General features: G+C 72.1%; 9 protein-coding genes. All 9 read left to right on the top strand.

The annotated features are described in order from the left end of the window. Positions 1 to 134: 134 nt before the first annotated feature. Positions 135 to 1778 (top strand): hypothetical protein, encoded by a 1644-nt coding sequence (locus AA0Z99_RS09920; protein WP_413316923.1) that lies wholly within the window; start codon positions 135 to 137, stop codon positions 1776 to 1778. A 163-nt stretch (positions 1779 to 1941) separates the two neighbouring features. Beyond that, positions 1942 to 8010 (top strand): Ig-like domain-containing protein, encoded by a 6069-nt coding sequence (locus AA0Z99_RS09915; RefSeq protein ID WP_413316922.1) that lies wholly within the window; start codon positions 1942 to 1944, stop codon positions 8008 to 8010. Positions 8011 to 8041: 31 nt separating this feature from the next. Then, the gene (locus AA0Z99_RS09910) at positions 8042 to 9019 is read left to right on the top strand and encodes an AAA family ATPase (protein WP_413316921.1); all 978 of its coding nucleotides are present in this window, start codon (positions 8042 to 8044) and stop codon (positions 9017 to 9019) included. Then, complete coding sequence (locus AA0Z99_RS09905; RefSeq protein ID WP_413316920.1) at positions 9016 to 10416, top strand: DUF58 domain-containing protein; 1401 nt, start codon at positions 9016 to 9018, stop codon at positions 10414 to 10416. The genes AA0Z99_RS09910 and AA0Z99_RS09905 overlap by 4 nt, the downstream gene beginning before the upstream one ends. Before the next feature lie 11 nt (positions 10417 to 10427). Next, positions 10428 to 12719 carry a transglutaminaseTgpA domain-containing protein gene (locus AA0Z99_RS09900; protein ID WP_413316919.1) on the top strand — a complete coding sequence of 764 codons (2292 nt, stop codon included), beginning with the start codon at positions 10428 to 10430 and terminating at the stop codon, positions 12717 to 12719. Then, a complete protein-coding gene (locus AA0Z99_RS09895; RefSeq protein WP_413316918.1) occupies positions 12716 to 14257 on the top strand; it encodes an RDD family protein in 1542 nt (513 codons plus the stop codon). Before AA0Z99_RS09900 ends, AA0Z99_RS09895 begins: the two co-directional genes overlap by 4 nt. Next, positions 14254 to 15081, top strand: a complete 828-nt coding sequence (locus AA0Z99_RS09890; RefSeq protein WP_413316917.1) for a PP2C family protein-serine/threonine phosphatase — start codon at positions 14254 to 14256, stop codon at positions 15079 to 15081. The genes AA0Z99_RS09895 and AA0Z99_RS09890 overlap by 4 nt, the downstream gene beginning before the upstream one ends. Then, positions 15078 to 16541, top strand: coding sequence for an FHA domain-containing protein (locus tag AA0Z99_RS09885; protein ID WP_413316916.1), 1464 nt, complete (start codon positions 15078 to 15080; stop codon positions 16539 to 16541). Before AA0Z99_RS09890 ends, AA0Z99_RS09885 begins: the two co-directional genes overlap by 4 nt. After that, complete coding sequence (locus AA0Z99_RS09880; protein WP_413316915.1) at positions 16538 to 18025, top strand: serine/threonine-protein kinase; 1488 nt, start codon at positions 16538 to 16540, stop codon at positions 18023 to 18025. Before AA0Z99_RS09885 ends, AA0Z99_RS09880 begins: the two co-directional genes overlap by 4 nt.

The following is an 18025-nucleotide window of genomic DNA, read 5'->3' as shown; positions in this document are numbered from 1 at the left end:
CACCCATCCAGGGTGCGGCCCCTGCTGCGTGCCCGGCCGTTTGCCGGAAGGGCGGGGTGGCGCGGGTCGTGCGGGGCGTCGCGTGCCTAGAATCGCCGACGACGCGGCACCGAGCCGCCTCAGGAGGTTTGACGATGAGCGAGCAGCAGCCCACCTCGTGGCGCGACCGGTTCTTCGGCGGCGCCCCGGCCTCGGAGCCTGTGTCGCAGTCCGAGCCTGTGTCGCAGTCCGAGCCTGTGTCGCAGTCCGAGCCTGAGCCGCAGCCGGAGCCTGTGTCGCAGTCGGAGCACGTCCCGGCGTCGGAGCCCGCACCCTCGTCGGCGGACGCCTTCGGCACTGACGAGCGCCACGCTGATGGCGACGCAGCGACGGCGCCCCTGGCGGAGCAGCCCGTCCACGACGCCTCGGCCTCGGTCGACGAGCACGATGCGCACCAGCCGCTCGTCGAGCACGACAGCGAGCCGGAGCGCGCCGAGACCGACACCGCCGCGCTCGACGCTCGCGACGCTGGGCAGGATGCCGGCGACCGCGCAGCGCACGACGAGGGCGACGACCGCTCCGCGGACAGCCCGATCGAGCCCACGGTGATCGCCCCTTCGGCGCTGCGCGGCCCCTCGCACTCCGCAGCCCACCCCGACGACGCGGCGCGCCGCACCGCGGACGAGGTGCACGGCGACGCCGCCGAGAGCTCGCTCGCGCACCCAGAGCACCCGGAGCAGCCGGACGCCACCGAGCCTCCGGAGCTCGTCGAGCCGCGCAGGCCGTCGTTCGGCCTGCGCCGGCGGTCGGATGCCGAGGGCGGCGCCGATGGGCTGTCGCAGGATGCGCTGTCGCAGGATGGCGCCGCCGATGAGCGCGCCACGGGCGCGCACGCAGCGGCGGGCGCAGCCGGGCTGGCCGGCGTTGCCGGAGCAGGGGCGGCGAGCGCCGCAGCACCGCGCGGCGCCGAGCGGGAGTTCGTCGAGCCGGAGCCCACGCAGGCGATGGCGACCCACGAGCAGCCGACCCGTGCGATGGACGTCCAGGGCGACGACGAGACCGCGGCGCAGACGCAGGTGCTCGACGCGCAGCGCGGCGACGCGCTGGACGACGGCGCGCAGCGCACGGAGCGCTTCGGCATCATCCGCGACGAGGTGCCCGCCTCCTCGATCCCCGTCGACGACGAGACCGCTCGTGCCGCTGCCAGCGGCGGCACGCCGATCGTGCTCGTCGAGGAGCCGATGCCGCCGCGTCGCAAGGGCGCACGGGGCGTCGGGTTCGCGGTCGCGCTGCTGGCCACGCTCATCTTCGCCATCGTCTTCGCGGCCGCGTACTTCGCCGTGGGGTTCCTCTTCGACCGCGAGTTCGACGCGCTCGAGACGCTCGAGACCGTGTGGCTGCGCCCCTCGTTCCTGCTGCCCGTCGTGGTCTTCTTCCTCGCCTACTGGATCCTCACGCTGCTCGTGAACCGCGCGGGCTGGTGGGCGCACGTGCTCGGCGGCTTCGTCGTGGCGATCCTGGTCTACGCCGCGCACATCGGCGGCGCGTACATGGAGGAGCAGGGCGGCTGGGAGGGCTACACGGCCCTGCCCGGCATCGACCCGCAGGCGCTCAGCCAGCTGCTGCTGGCTCCGCTCTCGGTGCTCGCCTTCGTCGTCGCCCGGGAGGTGCCGGTGTGGGTCGGCGGCATCGTCGCCCGCCGCGGCCGCAAGGCGCGCGAGTGGAACCGCAAGGCGCTCGACGACTTCAACGCCGAGCACGCGGAGCGGCTCGCGGCGTACGAGCGCGCGCGGGGCTGAAGCCTCCGCCGCTGCCGCCGCGCAGGCGCCCGGCGAGGCGCGCATCCCCAGGCCGGGGCTCGGGTTCGTGCAGATCTGGCACAATGTCGGTGGTCGTGTCACGAGTGCGTGCTGCGCCTGCGTGCCGATGTGCCCGCAGCTGGGGTGAAACGGGGAGCTCTCGGTGTTCAGATGGATCAGGCGCCATCGCAAGTCGACCATCGCCGGTGCGATGGTCACGGCGGTCTCTGTCGCGCTCGGCATCCTCGCCCTCACCTACGACGGCTTCACGACGACCGACGTCGACCTGCATGACGGCGGCGTCTGGGTCACCCGCACCGACACGCAGCAGCTCGGCCGCATCAACATCCAGGCCGAGGAGCTCGATGCGGGCCTGATCTCGCCCACCGCGCGCTTCGACGTGCTGCAGGACGGCGCCGACGTCATCCTCCACAACCAGGAGGCCTCCTCGGCCATCGTCGTCGATCCCGTGCAGGTCGTCACGGGCACCAACGTGCAGCTGCCCGGGCAGGCCTCGATCGCCATGGGCGGGGGCACGGTCGCGATCCTCGCACCCACCGACGGCATGCTGTGGGTCGTCGCCTTCGCAGACATCGGCGGCTTCTCCCCGGAGAACACCGAACCGGTGGCAGAGCTCGGACCCGCCGCCGCGGTGGAGGTGGGCCGAGACGGCACGGTGCACGCGGTCTCGACCAGCGACGGCCAGCAGGTCACCATCGCGCCGCTGGACGAGGGCGGCTTCGCGGAGCCGGTCGTGCGCGAGCGCGCTGAGCTGCGCAGCATGCAGGAGCCGCGCGTCTCGGTGCTCGGCGGCGAGGCGGTCGTGCTCGACCCGCCGAGCTCGACGCTGCTGGTGCCCGGCGGTGCGGTGCCCGTGCCCGAGGGCGCTGCGGTGCAGCAGGTCGGCGATGCCTCCGACACCGTGCTGCTCGCGACCCCCACCCAGCTCGTGCGCCAGCCGATGGGCGGTGGCGACGCGGTCGTGGAGGAGCGCGAGGGCGGCGGTGAGGCCGTGCGCCCCGTGCAGCTGAACGGGTGCGTCTACGCCGTCTGGCCGGGCAGCGCGCAGTTCCTGCGCGAGTGCCAGGGGCAGGAGCCCTCGGAGCAGCAGGTGCCGGAGATGACGGGCGCCCCGGCGACCTTCCGCGTCAACCGCGACGCCGTGGTGCTGAACCAGTACCAGGAGGGCTCCTCCTGGCTGCTCGCAGACACCCTGGTCCTCGTCGACAACTGGGACGACCTGCTCCCCGAGGAGTCGGACGAGACGACCGACGAGGAGGACTCGGAGTCGACAGAGGACCTGCTGACGAACCAGCCGCCGCCCCTCAACGAGGAGAACACGCAGCCCGACGCCAACGACGACCGCTTCGGCGCGCGTCCCGGCCGCTCCACGATCCTGCCCGTCCTCTGGAACGACAGCGACGCCGACGGCGACGTGCTGACCGTGCGCGTCGTGGGCGACGTGCCCGAGGGCGTCTCGATCTCGCCGGTCTCGAACGACTCCGAGCTGCAGCTCCAGCTGCCGGAGGGCGCCACCGGCGACTTCACCTTCAACTACGAGATCGACGACGGCCGAGAGGGCCGAGACACCGCGGGCGTCCAGATCGACGTGCGCGGCGACGGCGAGAACTCCACCCCCGAGCAGCTGCGCGCGCAGGCCTTCGCGGTCGAGCAGGGCGGCGAGTACGAGTACCAGGTGCTGAGCGACTGGGTCGACCCCGACGGCGACGACATGTACCTCACCGGCGCGACCACCGACTCCGGCGACACCATCCAGACCGACCCCTCCGGCAGGCTCATCTACACCGCGACCGGCGACGTCGGCCCGCAGACGATCGAGGTGACCGTCTCGGACGGCACCGCGCAGGCGACCGGCACGATCGACGTCGACGTGCGAGAGCGCGGGGATGCGCCCCCGCTGGCCAACGCCGACTTCGTCAGCACGATCGAGGGTCGTGACGTCACGATCCGCCCGATGCTCAACGACTACTCGCCCTCCGGCAGGCCGCTGCGGCTCGCCTCCGTCGAGCCCGATCCCTCCGTCGAGATGGAGTGGGACGGGCCCACCGGCACCATCACCATCACCGAGGCGCCTGTCGGCACGCGCTACCTGACCTACCTCATCGCCGAAGGCCCCCACTCGAGCCTCGGCCGCATCCGCCTCGACGTGCGCACGCCCGACGAGGAGGCCCGGCCCGTCGCGGTGCGCGACACCGCGCTGCTGCCGCAGCAGGGATCGACCGTGGTCGACCTGCTCGCGAACGACGTCGACCCTGCTGGCGGGGTGCTCGTCGTGCAGCAGGTCACGATCGAGAACGCCGCGCCGATCACCGTCGAGCTGCGCGAGCGGCGGATCGTCAGCATCCGCGACAACGGCCTCGATGCGCCCTTCCAGTTCAGCTACACGGTCTCGAACGGCCGCTTCACCGAGACCGGCACGGTCGAGGTGATCCCGGTCGCGCCGCCGGCGCAGCCGCGGGCGCCGAAGGCCGTTGACGACGCCGCGATCGTGCGCGCCGGCGACTACGCGACGATCGACGTGCTCGGCAACGACTTCTCCCCGGACGGCACGGAGTTCTGGCTGGTCGAGGACGTCGTGGAGTCGAGCTTCGCCTCCGAGGCGGAGGGCGTCGCGTTCGTCGCCGAGGGCCGGCTGCGCGTGCACGCGCTGGTGGACGCGCCGACCAGGGCGACCATCACCTACGAGATCACCGACGAGCACGACAACCGCGACTCCGCGACCGTCGCCGTGACGATCGTGCCGCGCGACCCGGAGCAGAACACGCCGCCGACGCCGGAGACCGTCACCTCGCGCGTGCTCGCGGGCGCGACCGTGCGCATCCCGATCCCGCTCGACGGCATCGACCCCGACGGCGACGGCGTGGAGCTGGTCGGCTACGACACCGGGCCGGAGGGCGGCCGGATCCTGCCCGAGGTCGGGCCCGACTACTTCGACTTCCAGGCCTTCCCCGAAGCGGCAGGCACGGTCGAGTTCACGTACCGCGTGCGGGATCGCTGGGGCGAGGAGGGCACGGCGTCGGCGATCATCGGCATCGCGCAGGCCGCGGACGTGAACCAGACGCCCTTCGCGCAGCCCGACCTCGTCACGGTGCGCCCGGATCGCTCCGTCGCCATCGCCGTGCTCGAGAACGACTCCGACCCCGACCAGGATCCGCTGTCGCTCAAGGTCGACGGCCTCGAGCTGCCGGACGAGCTGGCGGAGGCAGAGGTCAACACCGAGCGCTCGACGGTCGACCTGCGCTCGCCGGCGCAGGAAGGCGACTACCAGTTCACCTACGTGGTGGCCGACTCGCGAGGCGCGTCGACGACGGGCACGGTGCTGCTGACGGTCTCCGAGGATGCCGAGCTGCTGCCGCCCATCGCCCGCGACGACCCGCTGCCCCGCGACGGCGTCGAGCTCGGCGTGCCGCTCGACGTCCCGGTGCTCGAGAACGACCTCGACCCCGACGGCGACCCCTCCGAGCTCGAGGTGTCGGTCGTCACGGGCGAGGGGACGGTCGTCGACGGCGCCGTGCAGGTGGTGCCGAGCGAGGAGTTCCAGGTCGTCACCTACCGCGTGACCGACCTCGACGGCCTGACCTCCGAGGCGTTCGTCGCCGTGCCGCCCGTGCGCGATCGGGCGCCGTTCCTCGCGCGCACCGAGGCGATCCAGATCCCGTCCGGGATCCTGGAGGAGCTGCCGCTGCGCGACTGGGTGACGACGTCGAACGGCGCCGCCCCGCGCATCACCTCCGGTGAGACGGTCACGGCCGTCAACGATGACGACTCGGGCCTCATCGTCAATGCCGAGACGCTGCAGTTCCGCTCCGTCGCCGGGTACGTCGGCCCCGCATCCATCACCTTCGAGGTGACGGACGGGTCGGGACCGGAGGACGGCACGACCGCGATGCTGACGATCCCCATCGACGTCACGCCCTCGAGCGTCATCGCGCCGGTCTTCAACGGCGCGGTGCTGCGACCGATCGCCGGTGAGGACGCGGTGCAGTACGACCTGCGCGACGCGACGAGCGACCCCGACCCGGGCGACATGGAGGCCATGGAGTACCGCTTCGTGGGCGGCTCGATGAACGGTGTCGAGACCTCGCTCGACGGGTCGGTCTTCACCGCGCGCGCGCTGGTCGACACCCCGCCGGGCTCCACGGGCTCCTTCCAGATCGTCGCCGTCGACCCGCACGGCAACGAGGCCCCCGGCACCGTGCTCATCGAGGTCGTGCCGACCAATCGTCCGATGGCGATGGCGCGGCCCGACAGCGGCGAGGCCGTGCAGGGCGTCGCGCTGACGACGGACGTCATCGCCAACGACTTCAACCCCTTCCAGAACGACGGGCTGCCGCTGCGCGTCATCTCGGCGGAGGTCGTCGCCGGCGAGGGGCAGCCCTCGTTCACGGACCGCGAGGTGACGGTCACACCGGGCTCCGAGTTCTCGGGCGTGCTGACGGTGCGCTACACCGTCCAGGATGCGACGGAGCTGACGCAGCGCCAGGTGACCGGCACGCTCACGCTCAACGTGAAGGGTCGGCCGGATGCGCCGGCGCGCCCCAACGTCGACGCGGTCGGCGACTCGCAGGTCACGCTCACCTGGGCGCCGCCCGCCTCGAACGGCGCGCCGATCACCGGCTACGTCGTGCAGTCGGCCGACGGCTCGGTGTCGCAGCCGTGCGCGGCGACGACGTGCGTGATCGATGGGCTGACCAACAACGTCACCTACACGTTCCAGGTGGTCGCGCAGAACGAGGTCGGCGACTCCGACCCGTCCGCCTCATCGCGCGAGGCGCGGCCGGACGTGCGACCCGAGCAGCCCGCGCCGCCGCAGGCCGAGCGCGGCGACCAGCAGCTCGCGCTCGCCTGGGAGGCGCCCGTCAACAACGGCTCGCCGATCCAGCACTACGTCGTGGAGATCTCGCCGCCAGCGCCCAACGGCGCCGTGCAGCAGCAGGTGCAGGGGCTCAACTACACCTGGACCGGCCTCGCGAACGGCACCGCGTACACCTTCCGCATCCAGGCGGTGAACCTCGCGGTCGAGCCGAGCGACTTCTCGGCCAGCTCGCGGGCGACCGTGCCGGCAGGCCGGCCGTTCCCCGTCGGCCAGCCCTCCGCGACGATCGACCGGTCGATCCCCGGCGAGGTGCAGATGTCCGTCACGTGGGGCGCCGCCGACGGCAACGGCGACGACGTGCGCACCTACACCGTCACCTCCTCGACCGGCCTCACCCAGTCCGTCTCCGGGACCACGGCGAACTTCTCCGGCGTGCCGGCGGACGGCAGCAACATCACCTTCCAGGTGGTCGCGAACAACACCGTCGGCGCGAGCGACGCCTCGCCCGCCTCCGAGGCCAGGCGCGCGGTCACGGCGCCGAGCGCGCCGACCGGCGTCACCACGGTCGACGGCGACACACGAGCGCAGGTCTCATGGCAGCCCGGATCCCGCAACGGACTGCGCGCCGAGGAGGTGTCCTTCCAGGTCCGCGGCGGCGGCGCGGGTGAGCAGACCCTCGCCTCCGGCGGCTGGTACACGGGCATGAACAACAACGGCGGGCCGTACGTGCTCGAGGTCCGCGCCTCAGCGATGATCGACGGGCAGCTCTACTCGAGCCCGTGGACGCCGCAGAGCGGCCAGGCGCGCCCCTTCGGCCGGCCGCCGACCCCGCAGGCCTCGGTGACGGGCCAGGTGGAGCAGGTGACGTTCAACTACGCCCCTCCGGGCCGCACGAACGGTCGCCCGCTCGATCGCCTCGAGTACGTGCTGAACGACAACCCGAACGACTGGACGACGGTGCGACCGGCGGACTCGGGATCGTTCTCCATGCCGCGGGACCCGGCGATCGAGGCCTGCATCCGCGTGCGCGTTTTCGACACCGAGGGCACCGAGTCCGAGCACATCGTGACGTGCGGCAACGCGAAGGCTCCCGACCCGAAGCTCACGCTCAGCGGCGGAGCGCTCGTCAACCTGCCGGGGCAGCCCGGCGTCCGAGCGCGCAACTTCGTGCTGACGTACCGCGACCTGCCGCCCGCGACCTACAACTACACCTGCCACGGCCCGCCCGGGCAGTTCCAGCAGGGCCAGTGGACCAACTCGAGCCCGAACGGAGAGACGGCTCGCGATCGCTACGTCTTCTGCGGCAACAGCAACGGCGGTCCGTACACGCTGATCCTCTCGAGGAACGGCTCCGAAGTCGGGCGCGCGACAGGCAACTGGAGCGCGACCCCGTGATCATTCAGCCCCGGAACAAAGGATGCCCAACATGACCGCCATGACCCGCGAGCAGGCGACCTGGTTCGCCGAGACGTTCACGCGCCTGGTCGACAACGTCGGCTCCGTCGTGCTCGGCAAGGAGGACATCATCAGGCTCGCCTTCACGGCGATGCTCTCCGAGGGCCACCTGCTGCTGGAGGACGCGCCGGGCACCGGCAAGACGCAGCTGGCGAAGTCGATGGCCGCGACGGTGCAGGGCACGAACCACCGCATCCAGTTCACGCCCGACCTGCTGCCCTCCGACGTGACAGGCGTCACCGTCTACGACCAGAAGGCGCAGAGCTTCGAGTTCCACAAGGGCCCGATCTTCGCCTCCATCGTGCTCGCCGACGAGATCAACCGCGCGAGCCCGAAGACGCAGTCGGCGCTGCTCGAGGTGATGGAGGAGGGGCGCGTGACGGTGGACGGCACGCCCTACGAGGTCGGGCGACCGTTCATGGTGATCGCGACGCAGAACCCGATCGAGCAGGCCGGCACGTACCGCCTGCCGGAGGCGCAGCTCGACCGCTTCCTGATGAAGACGTCGATCGGCTACCCGGGGCGCGAGCAGACGGTGCGGATCCTGGCCGGAGCCTCGAACCGCAACGCCTCCTCGACGGTGCAGCCGGTGATCACCACCGGTGCCGTCGCCGAGATGATCGATCTCGCCGCCACCGTGCACGCCGACGAGGCGGTGCTCGACTACGTGGCGCAGCTGGCGGAGCACACGCGCGAGTCGAAGGACACCCGTCTCGGCGTCTCCGTGCGCGGCGCGATGGCGCTCGTGCGCGCGGTCAAGGTCTGGGCCGCGGCGAAGGGCCGCGCGTACGTGCTGCCCGACGACGTCAAGCAGCTCGCCCAGTCGGTGTGGGCGCACCGCATCGTGATCGACCCGGAGGCCGAGTTCTCCGGCGTCACCGGCGATCGCATCATCGACCGCGCCATCGCCGACGTCGCGGCACCGCAGGACCGGCAGAACGCTGCATGACGACGGCGCCCGAGCGGGCGACGTCTGCACCCGCCCCTGACACCGACGCCGAGACCGGCACGGACTCCCGTACCGGCGCGCCGCCGAGCGACACCACCGCATCCGGCACCACCCGCCTGCGGCGCACGGTGCAGCGCGAGCGCACGCCGCTGCAGCGCCTCAGCGACCGCGTCGTCGGCGACGACTCGGTCGTCAGCGCCGGCGCGAAGGTCGCGGTCGCCTGGCTGCGACGCAGGGTCTGGCCGCTCGTCGAGCCCATCACCGGCTTCGGCTGGGCGGTGCTGCTCGGCACCGCCGCGACGCTCGTCGTGGGCATCGTGCTGGGGTGGAAGGAGCTGATCGTCATCGGCCTCGTCGGCGCGCTGCTGCTCGCAGCGGCGATCGCCTTCATCGTCGGGCGCAACCGCTACCGGATCGAGCTCGACCTCGCCTACACGCGCGTCGTGGTGGGGGAGCGCGCGCTCGGCCGCATCGAGATCCACTCCGCCTCGCAGAAGCCGCTGCTGCCGGCGACGATCGAGGTGCCGGTCGGCAAGGCCCTCGCCTCCTTCCACCTGCCGCGCATGAAGCCCGGCGACGTGCACGAGGACGTCTTCGCGATCCCGACCAGCCGCCGCACGATCCTGCAGGTCGGCCCCGTGCGCTCGGTGCGCGGCGACCCCGTTGGCCTGCTCCGCCGCCAGGTGAAGTGGACCGACCCGGTCGAGCTGTTCGTGCACCCGAAGACGGTGCAGCTCGACGAGACCGCGCCCGGGCTCATCCGCGACCTCGAGGGCATCACGACGCGCGACCTCACGAACAGCGACATGGCCTTCCACGCCCTGCGCGACTACGTGCCCGGCGACGACCGCCGCTACATCCACTGGAAGTCCTCGGCGCGCACCGGCACGCTCATGGTGCGGCAGTTCGAGCAGACCCGTCGCAGCGTGCTCGCGCTCGGCCTCTCCACCTCGCCGGAGGACTACGCCGACCCGGCGGAGTTCGAGACCGCGATCTCCATCCTCGGCTCGTTGGGGCTGCAGGCGGTGCGCGACGAGATGGACGTGGTCGTGCAGACCTCGAAGCGCACGCTGCCCGCCACCTCCGGCAAGCGCCTGCTCGACGCGCTCTCCGGCGTCGAGTGGTCACCGCGGCACGACCGGTTCCTCGACCTCGCCGCCACGATCGCGCAGCAGCACGCCGGCGCGTCCGTCATCATGCTCCACGCCGGGGCGACGGTCGATCCCGCGATGGTGCGCCGAGCACGCACGCTGCTGCCCGCGCAGGCAAGGGTGATCGCCTTCACGGTCGTCAAGGGCGCGAAGCCGCGGCTGCAGCCGATGGGCGACACCTCGCTCGCCACCCTCGGCACCGTCTCCGACCTGCCGCGCGTGATGCGAGGGGTGGCACTCCAGTGAGCGATCAGCGCATGCTGCCTCGCACGACCAAGCAGGCGGTCATCGACTGCTCCGCGGTCTTCGTCATCGGCGTCGCCGCGACCCTCTCGTTCTGGCCCGTCTTCGGCGGCACGGCCGTGCTCGCGGCAGGGATCGGCGGCACGCTCCTCGGCATCGCCGTGGGCGTGGCCACCTCGCTGCGCCCGCTGCGCGGCTGGCTGATGACGGCGGCCGGCATCGTGCTCGCCCTCGTGCTGTTCGGCCCGGCGCTCGCCGTGCCGCGCAAGTCGATCGGCGGCATCCTGCCGACGCTGGACGCCTGGCAGGAGCTCCTGCTCGGCGTCGTGTTCTCCTGGAAGGGCCTGCTCACCGCGCAGCCGCCCGCCGAGGGCTTCCCGAGCCTGCTCGTCGTGCCCTTCCTGACGCTGCTCGTGACCTCGGCGCTCGCGACCGTGCTGGCGCTGCGCCTGGATCGCCGCGCGCCCTTCGCGATGCTCCCCGGCATCCTCGCGCTCGTCGTCGGCATCGCCTTCGGCACGAAGTCGCCGTTCTGGCCGGCCGTGCTCGGCCTCGTCGTCGCCGGCGTGATCATCGGATGGTGGGCCTGGCGTCGGGCGAGCTGGCGCACGGGGCTGAACGACGAGGTCGAGGTCACGAACGACACGCGCTTCCGCGGCCGCGCGCGCAAGCAGCGCACCCAGGGCGCGATCGGCATGATCGTCGCGGCCGTCGTGCTCGCGGGCGCGGTCAGCATCCCCGTCCAGCCGTCGAGCCGGGCCGTGCTGCGCGACACCGTCGAGCCCCCGATCGAGCTCGCCGAGTATCCGAGCCCCCTCGCCGGGTTCCGCAACTGGCACAAGAACTTCGAGGACTCCACGCTGATGACCGTCAGCGGCATGCCGGAGGGCTCGCGCCTGCGCCTGGCCACCTTCGACTACTACGACGGCTCGGTGTTCGCGGTCGCCGGCACGCAGGAGTCCTCGGGCTCGGGCTCCTTCGCCCGCATCGGCGACCAGGTCGACGTGCAGCAGACCGGCGCGCCCGCGACGGTGCGCGTCGAGCTGCAGGACTACTCGGGGATCTGGGTGCCCGACGTCGGCTTCATCCAGTCGCTGCGGTTCGAGGGACCGAGGCAGGAGGCGCTGCAGGGCTCGCTCCACTACAACGGCCAGACGGGCACCGCGATCGCGCTCGAGGGGCTCGGCGCGGGCGACGCCTACGAGCTCGAGGCCATCGTGCCGGCCCAGCCGGAGCACGAGGCGCTCGAGGGCTCGAGCGTCACCGACGTGTCGGTCCCCGATCCTGCCCTGGTGCCCGACCTGCTGCAGGCGTGGGTCGCGACGTGGGGCAACGAGGGCCAGGACCAGCTCGAGAACATCCTCAACATGCAGCGACTGATGCAGAACGGCGCGTTCAGCCACGGCCTCGAGGACGACACGATCCCCTCGCTCGCCGGGCACGGCGCATCCCGGCTGCAGTCGATGTTCGACCGCGACGTCCTGGTGGGCGATGACGAGCAGTACGCGACCGCCTTCGCGCTCGCGCTGAACCGCATCAACGTGCCGGCGCGCGTCGTCATGGGCATCTACCCCGACGACGGCTTCTCCGGCGGCACCGAGCCGGTCGAGCTGACCGGCGGCGACATGCACGCGTGGGTGGAGGTGCCCTTCGAGGGGCACGGATGGGTCAGGTTCGACCCGACCCCGCCGGAGGACAACGACGACATCCAGCCCGAGCCCGAGCCCGAGCCCGATCCGAAGCCGCAGGTGCTGCAGCCCCCGCAGCCGCCGGAGGAGCCGGCCGACATGTCTCCCGACACCGTCGCCGACGAGGGCGAGGAGGAGGAGGAAGAGATCCAGGACGCCTCCTGGGTCATGTGGCTCTGGGTCGCCGGCGGCGTGCTGCTGCTCCTGCTGCTGCTGGCCTCGCCGTTCATCGTGGTGGGCGCGATCAAGGCGGCGCGCTGGCGCAAGCGCTACCGTGCCGCTCGGGAGAGCGACCGGCTCTCCGGCGGCTGGCACGAGGTCGTGGACCACGCGGTCGACCTCGGCCTGCCGGTGCCCGCGGGGGTGACGCGGCGCGAGGTCGCCGGCGTCGTCGAGGATCGCTACCCTCGATCGAGGGCCACCGAGATCGGTGCGTTCGTCGACGAGGGCGTCTTCGGCCCTGGCGAGCCCGCCAAGGAGGATGTCGACGCGTTCTGGCTCGACGTGGAGCGGAGCGTGCAGGGCATGCGCGCCGAGGCGAAGCCGAGCAGGCGAGTGCTCGGGAGGCTGTCGCTGCGATCGTTCGCACGACGGAGGAAGGAGCGCAGGCGCCGATGATCTGGGAGATCGAGGACAAGCGCACGGTCATCGAGGGCCTCGACGAGGACGGCAAGCCCGATCCCGCCTACGCGGCCGCGCTCGGTCTGCGTCCTGCGCCGTACGGGCGGCGCGCGATCGCGTCCATCATCGAGTTCGCGCTGTACGCGATCCTCCAGCTCCCCTACTGGCTCATCACGCTGCCGCCGCTGCTGGCCGTGGTGACGGGCTCCCTCACCTGGTACGGATTCTTCAGCCACCCGAACCTGCTGTGGATGATCATCGCAGCGGCCGTCTCATTCGTCTTCACCACGGTGTTCGTGATCGTGCAGCTCGTGCTGCACGGGCGCAAGGGCGTCACGTTGGGCAAGGCCTTCGTCGGCATCCGCAGCATCAACAGCAAGACGCTCGCGAAGCCGACCATCGGCAGGGCGCTGCTTCGCGGGCTGCTCCTGGCGCTGATCTTCCTCGTGCCGCTCGTCGGTCCGCTGGTCTTCTTCCTCTCGCCGCTGTTCGATGGCGAGAAGCGCGGCCGCAGCTGGCTCGACAAGGCGGCAGGCATGTGGGTGGTGGACATCAGGCAGGGCCTCGACCCGTATCACGAGAAGCGGATGCGCATCGCGCGGAAGACGATCGCGGCGGAGCCGGAGGCGCAGAAGTCCCAGCTGCCCTCGCTCGCCACTCCGCTGGCCAGCAGTGCTCCTTCCTACCGGCCCGGAGCCCGAGTGAGCGCCGGCGTGGTCGGGGCTGCCCGTCCCGCGGAGCCGGGAGCCGCCCCCCGTGTCGGCCTGCCGACGCATGTCGAGCAGCCCGCGCCCTCCCACACGGTGCCGGGCATGCCGTCCGGCGGCGCACGTCTCGGTGCCTACCGGCCCGGCGAGCTCAGCGGGCAGGCAGTGCCTCCAGCGCCTTCCGCGCCCGCAGCGAGCCCGCAGCCGTCGCGGCAGGGAGACATCGTCGACAGCGTGCCTGGCAGGGAGCATGCAGGGGCCCCGATCTCTGCGTCACCGTCAGCGTCAGCGTCAGCGTCACCGCCGACGCCGACCGCGGCACGGGAGCCGGCTCCAGCCCCTGCGCCTCCGACCGACGCCCAGGCCGCGCCGATCCGTGATGAGACGCTGATCGACCCCGACGTCGACGATGGCATCGACGATCAGACCGTCCGTCGGCTCGAGGTCGTGGCCGACGATGATCTCGATGTCACCCGGGCCCGGTCCCGCGCGCCGCGCGCTGTCGCGATCCTCGCGTTCGACACCGGCGATCGATTCGCGATCACGGGGGCCGCGCTCATCGGACGCAACCCGGCGCCTGCTGCCGGCGAGGAGGTCGAGCACCTGCTGCCGATCGTCGACGACACGCGCTCCATCTCGAAGACGCACCTGCTGATCACGGCGGTTCCGCTCGCCGCAGTCGATCGTGCGTCGACGAACGGCTCGAGCGTCATCCGTGGCGGCGCCGAGCGGCCGCTGGCACCGGGAGAGCCCTTCGCGCTCGAACCCGGCGACGTCGTCCGCTTCGGGGACTGCACCGTCGCTGTCGAGCCCGGAGGGGCAGCATGAACGCCGTCGGGGAGTTCCGCTTCAGCCACCCGTCGATCTCGCTGCGCTGGGCGGGAGCGACGCATCCCGGCATGCGCCGCACGGTCAACGAGGATTCCGTCTTCGCCTCCTTCCCTGTCTTCGTCGTCGCAGACGGCATGGGCGGGCATGCCTCCGGCGATGTCGCGAGTGCTCTGGCGATCGAGGCGTTCCGTGGTCTGAAGGGCCGCACGCTCGCAGACGTGGCGTGTGTCGAGGCATCGCTCGCGGACGCCTTCGAGCTGGTACGGGAGCGGTCGCTCGGCCAGCCCATCGGCGGTACGACGCTGTCGGGCGCGGTGCTGGTCGATGTCGACGGAGTCGCGCACTGGCTGATCCTCAACATCGGCGACTCGCGCACCTATCTGTTCGCGGAGGGCGCGTTGCAGCAGGTGACGGTCGATCACTCCGTGGTGCAGGAACTGGTGGAGATGGGCGCGCTCCAGCAGGCGGATGCGCGCCGGCATCCGAACCGGAACGTCATCACTCGCGCGCTCGGCGCCGGTGAGCGACAGCCTGCCGACGTCTGGCTCCGCCCCGCGGAGCGCGGGCAGCGGCTGCTCGTCTGCTCCGACGGGCTGACGGGTGAGGTCGAGGATGCCGAGATCGCGGAGATCCTCGCCGATGTCGCGTCGCCCGCAGCCGCGGCGGCGCTGCTCCTGCGTCGTGCCCTCGACGCGGGCGCTCCCGACAACGTCTCGGTCGTCGTGCTCGATGTCGATGCCGTGGCCCTTGCCGACGAAGACCTGCTCGACACCCACGTGCACTCGCTCGACGACACCATTCCCAGAGAGGTGCGGCAATGAACGCGACGATCGAGGGGATCCGGCTGGAGTACGCGGCGGGCGAGGCGTGGTGCATCGCGGCCGGTCGCGTCGTGCTGGTCTGCGAGCGGGATCTCGACGGCGGCGGCGCGCGCGCGCTGCACGCCGCGGTGGGCTCGATCGACACGATCGACGCGCTGAGCGCGTTGGTCGAGCAGGCGCCCTCCGCGCTCATCGCGCTCGTGGATCTCGACGGCTCGCGTGCGCTGCTGCGCCGCCACGGCGTGCCCGCCGCTGCGGATGGGGTGCCGTTGCCCGACCGCTTCGGCCAGACGTGGTCGATCGACGAGGTCCCCGCCTCCGAGAGCGTCGCCGCGGGAGGGATCCCTGCGCTCGAGGGCGACACCCTGCCCTTCGAGGGCGGCGTGGTCCGCGTCTCGGCGGTTCGCGTGGCGCCCAGGGAGACGGCGGCACCGACCGCGCCCGCAGAGGAGTCAGCAGGGGCCGAGGAGCAGGCGTCCCTGGCGCACACCACCGGTGCCTTCGGGCAGACGCTGCCGCCGGCGGAGCGCGGAGCACCTGCTGCCTCGGCACCACCTGCGACTTCGTCGCCCGCTGCTTCCGCTCCACCGGATGCATCCGCGGCGCATCCGGCGCCGGCTGCATCCGCTCCGCCAGCTGCACCGCGTGCCGAGTCGGCCGCGCCCGATCACGCGATCGGCGGCCTGATCGACTCGGTCCCGGGGTTCATCAAGCCCGCGGCGGATGTGCGTGTGCTCGCCGACGCTCCAACAGCAGAGCCCGCGCCAACGCCCGCAGCAGGGATCGAGCAGCCAGCGTCGGACCCTGCCGCGGCGGCGCGCGCCATGGTCCCGAACCGCGCGACGGAGGCCTCCCAGGAGACGCCGGATGCGGGCGCCGCGGCGCCGCGCGACGAGGGCGACCACGACGGCATGACCATCACCGCCGAGCGGGCGCAGGAGCTCATGGCCGAGCGGCCCCAGAGCACCGCCGCACCTGCGACCGGACCCCTCGTGCTCTCGACCCTCTGCCGTGCCGGCCACGTGAACCCTCCCGGCACCCAGCAGTGCGCGACGTGCGGAGCAGCGGTCGACGAGCGCTCCGCCGCGCAGCGCCGCCGTCCCGAGGTCGCGATGGCCGAGCTGCCGTCCGGGGAGCGCGTGCCGCTCGGGCGCGGCGTCGTCATCGGTCGCCGACCGCGGTCTCGGCGGGTCGAGGACGGTCGTGTGCCGCGCCTGATCACCGTGGAGAGCCCGAGCGAGGACATCTCCCGCAGCCACCTCGAGCTGCGAGTGGAGGACTGGAACCTGGTCGCCGTCGACCTCAGCTCGACGAACGGCACCCTGCTGCTGCGCGAGGGCTCCGCCCCGCAGCGGCTGCGCCCGGAGGCGTCGACGATCCTGCAGCTGGGCGACCGGCTCGATCTCGGCGACGACGTCGTCATCTCGATCCAACCCGCGACCGACGAGGACGGGCGGTGAGCTCCAAGCGGGCACCCTCAGCACCGCCGGAGCTGCCGGGCTACGACTACGTGTCGCTGCTCGGCTCCGGGGGGTTCGCCGACGTCTTCCTCTATCGGCAGCTGCTGCCCTCGAGGAACGTCGCCGTCAAGGTGCTGCTGCCGGATGCGGTGAACCGACAGCTGATCGAGAACTTCCGCCACGAGGCGAACGTGATGGCTCAGCTGTCGAGCCACCCGTCGATCGTGACGATCTACGGCGCGGCCGTCGCCCCCGACGGCCGGCCCTACCTCGCGATGGAGTACTGCCCGAAGCCGAACCTCGGGGTGCGATACCGCCGCGACCGCTTCTCGGTGCCGGAGGTGCTGACGCTGGGCGTGCAGATCGCGGGCGCCGTCGAGACCGCCCATCGCGCCGGCATCCTGCACCGCGACATCAAGCCGGCGAACATCCTGGTGACGGCCTACAACCGGCCGGCACTGACGGACTTCGGCATCGCGACGAGCGCTGGCGTCGCCGAGGACGCGAGCGGCATGTCCATCCCGTGGTCGCCCCCCGAGGCGTTCCTCGACCCGCCCAGGTCGGCCCCCGCATCCGACGTCTTCTCGCTCGCCGCCACCTTGTCGACGCTCCTGGCCGGCAGGACCCCGTTCGAGCTTCCCGGCGGCAGCAACACGAGCGTCGACCTCATCGATCGCATCCAGCGCGGCGAGATATCGCCGCTCGCCCGGCACGACGTCCCGCAGCGCCTCGAGGCCGTCCTCGCGTCGGCGATGGACCCCGATCCATCCCGGCGCCACTCGAGCGCGATGGCCCTCGGGCGAGCGCTGCAGCAGGTCGAAGCCGAGATGGCACTGCCGGTCACCCCGCTCGACGTCCTCGACGACTCGCTCGAGCCCGAGCAGTCCGAGGATGAGGACGGCGGTGCGACCAGGATCCGCGGCGTCGTGTCGATCGATCCCCACGAGGGTGAGCCGAGGGCGCTCATGGCTCCCGCGGTCGGGGCGCCTGTCGACGCGACGATCCGACGCGCCCCCGCACCCGCTCCGCAGCAGGCCGTCGCCGTCGAGCAGGCCGAGCCGGCACAGCCCCGGTCGAAGCGCGCGAGAGCCCTCGCCGTCGTCGGCGCAGCCGCGGTGGTGGCCTTCGGAGCCGGCATCGTGTGGCTCGCGCTGCAGGCCGGCGGTGATCCGGCGCCGCAGGCGAACCCGACTCAGTCGGTCGCGCCTCCGGTCGCGGCGCAGCGCCCGAGCGCTCCGATCAACGTCACCGGCGCCGTCGACGGCGAATCGGTCACCTTCACCTGGACGAACGCGCAGCCCCAGACGGGTGACGCGTTCCAGTACCGCTACGAGCGCAGCGGCGAAGACCCGATCACGGCGCAGATCGCGACGGAGTCCGTCACCCTCGAGCGCGACGCGGACGGGGAGTCGTGCATCCTGGTGCGGCTGGTGCGCGATGACGGCAGGTCGTCGAACGATGCGAAGGGATGCGTCAATGGCTGA

It is taken from the genome of Agrococcus phoenicis (assembly GCF_047302415.1).
GTDB lineage: Bacteria > Actinomycetota > Actinomycetes > Actinomycetales > Microbacteriaceae > Agrococcus.
The sequence above is the reverse complement of the archived record's forward strand: the minus strand, read 5'-3'. Positions and strand labels throughout refer to the sequence as shown.

Coding starts and splice junctions, on each gene's coding strand:
- AA0Z99_RS09910 (WP_413316921.1), top strand. CDS start 8,042: ATGACCGCCATGACCCGCGAGCAGGCGACCTGGTTCGCCGAGACGTTC.
- AA0Z99_RS09895 (WP_413316918.1), top strand. CDS start 12,716: ATGATCTGGGAGATCGAGGACAAGCGCACGGTCATCGAGGGCCTCGAC.
- AA0Z99_RS09905 (WP_413316920.1), top strand. CDS start 9,016: ATGACGACGGCGCCCGAGCGGGCGACGTCTGCACCCGCCCCTGACACC.
- AA0Z99_RS09900 (WP_413316919.1), top strand. CDS start 10,428: ATGCTGCCTCGCACGACCAAGCAGGCGGTCATCGACTGCTCCGCGGTC.
- AA0Z99_RS09890 (WP_413316917.1), top strand. CDS start 14,254: ATGAACGCCGTCGGGGAGTTCCGCTTCAGCCACCCGTCGATCTCGCTG.
- AA0Z99_RS09920 (WP_413316923.1), top strand. CDS start 135: ATGAGCGAGCAGCAGCCCACCTCGTGGCGCGACCGGTTCTTCGGCGGC.
- AA0Z99_RS09885 (WP_413316916.1), top strand. CDS start 15,078: ATGAACGCGACGATCGAGGGGATCCGGCTGGAGTACGCGGCGGGCGAG.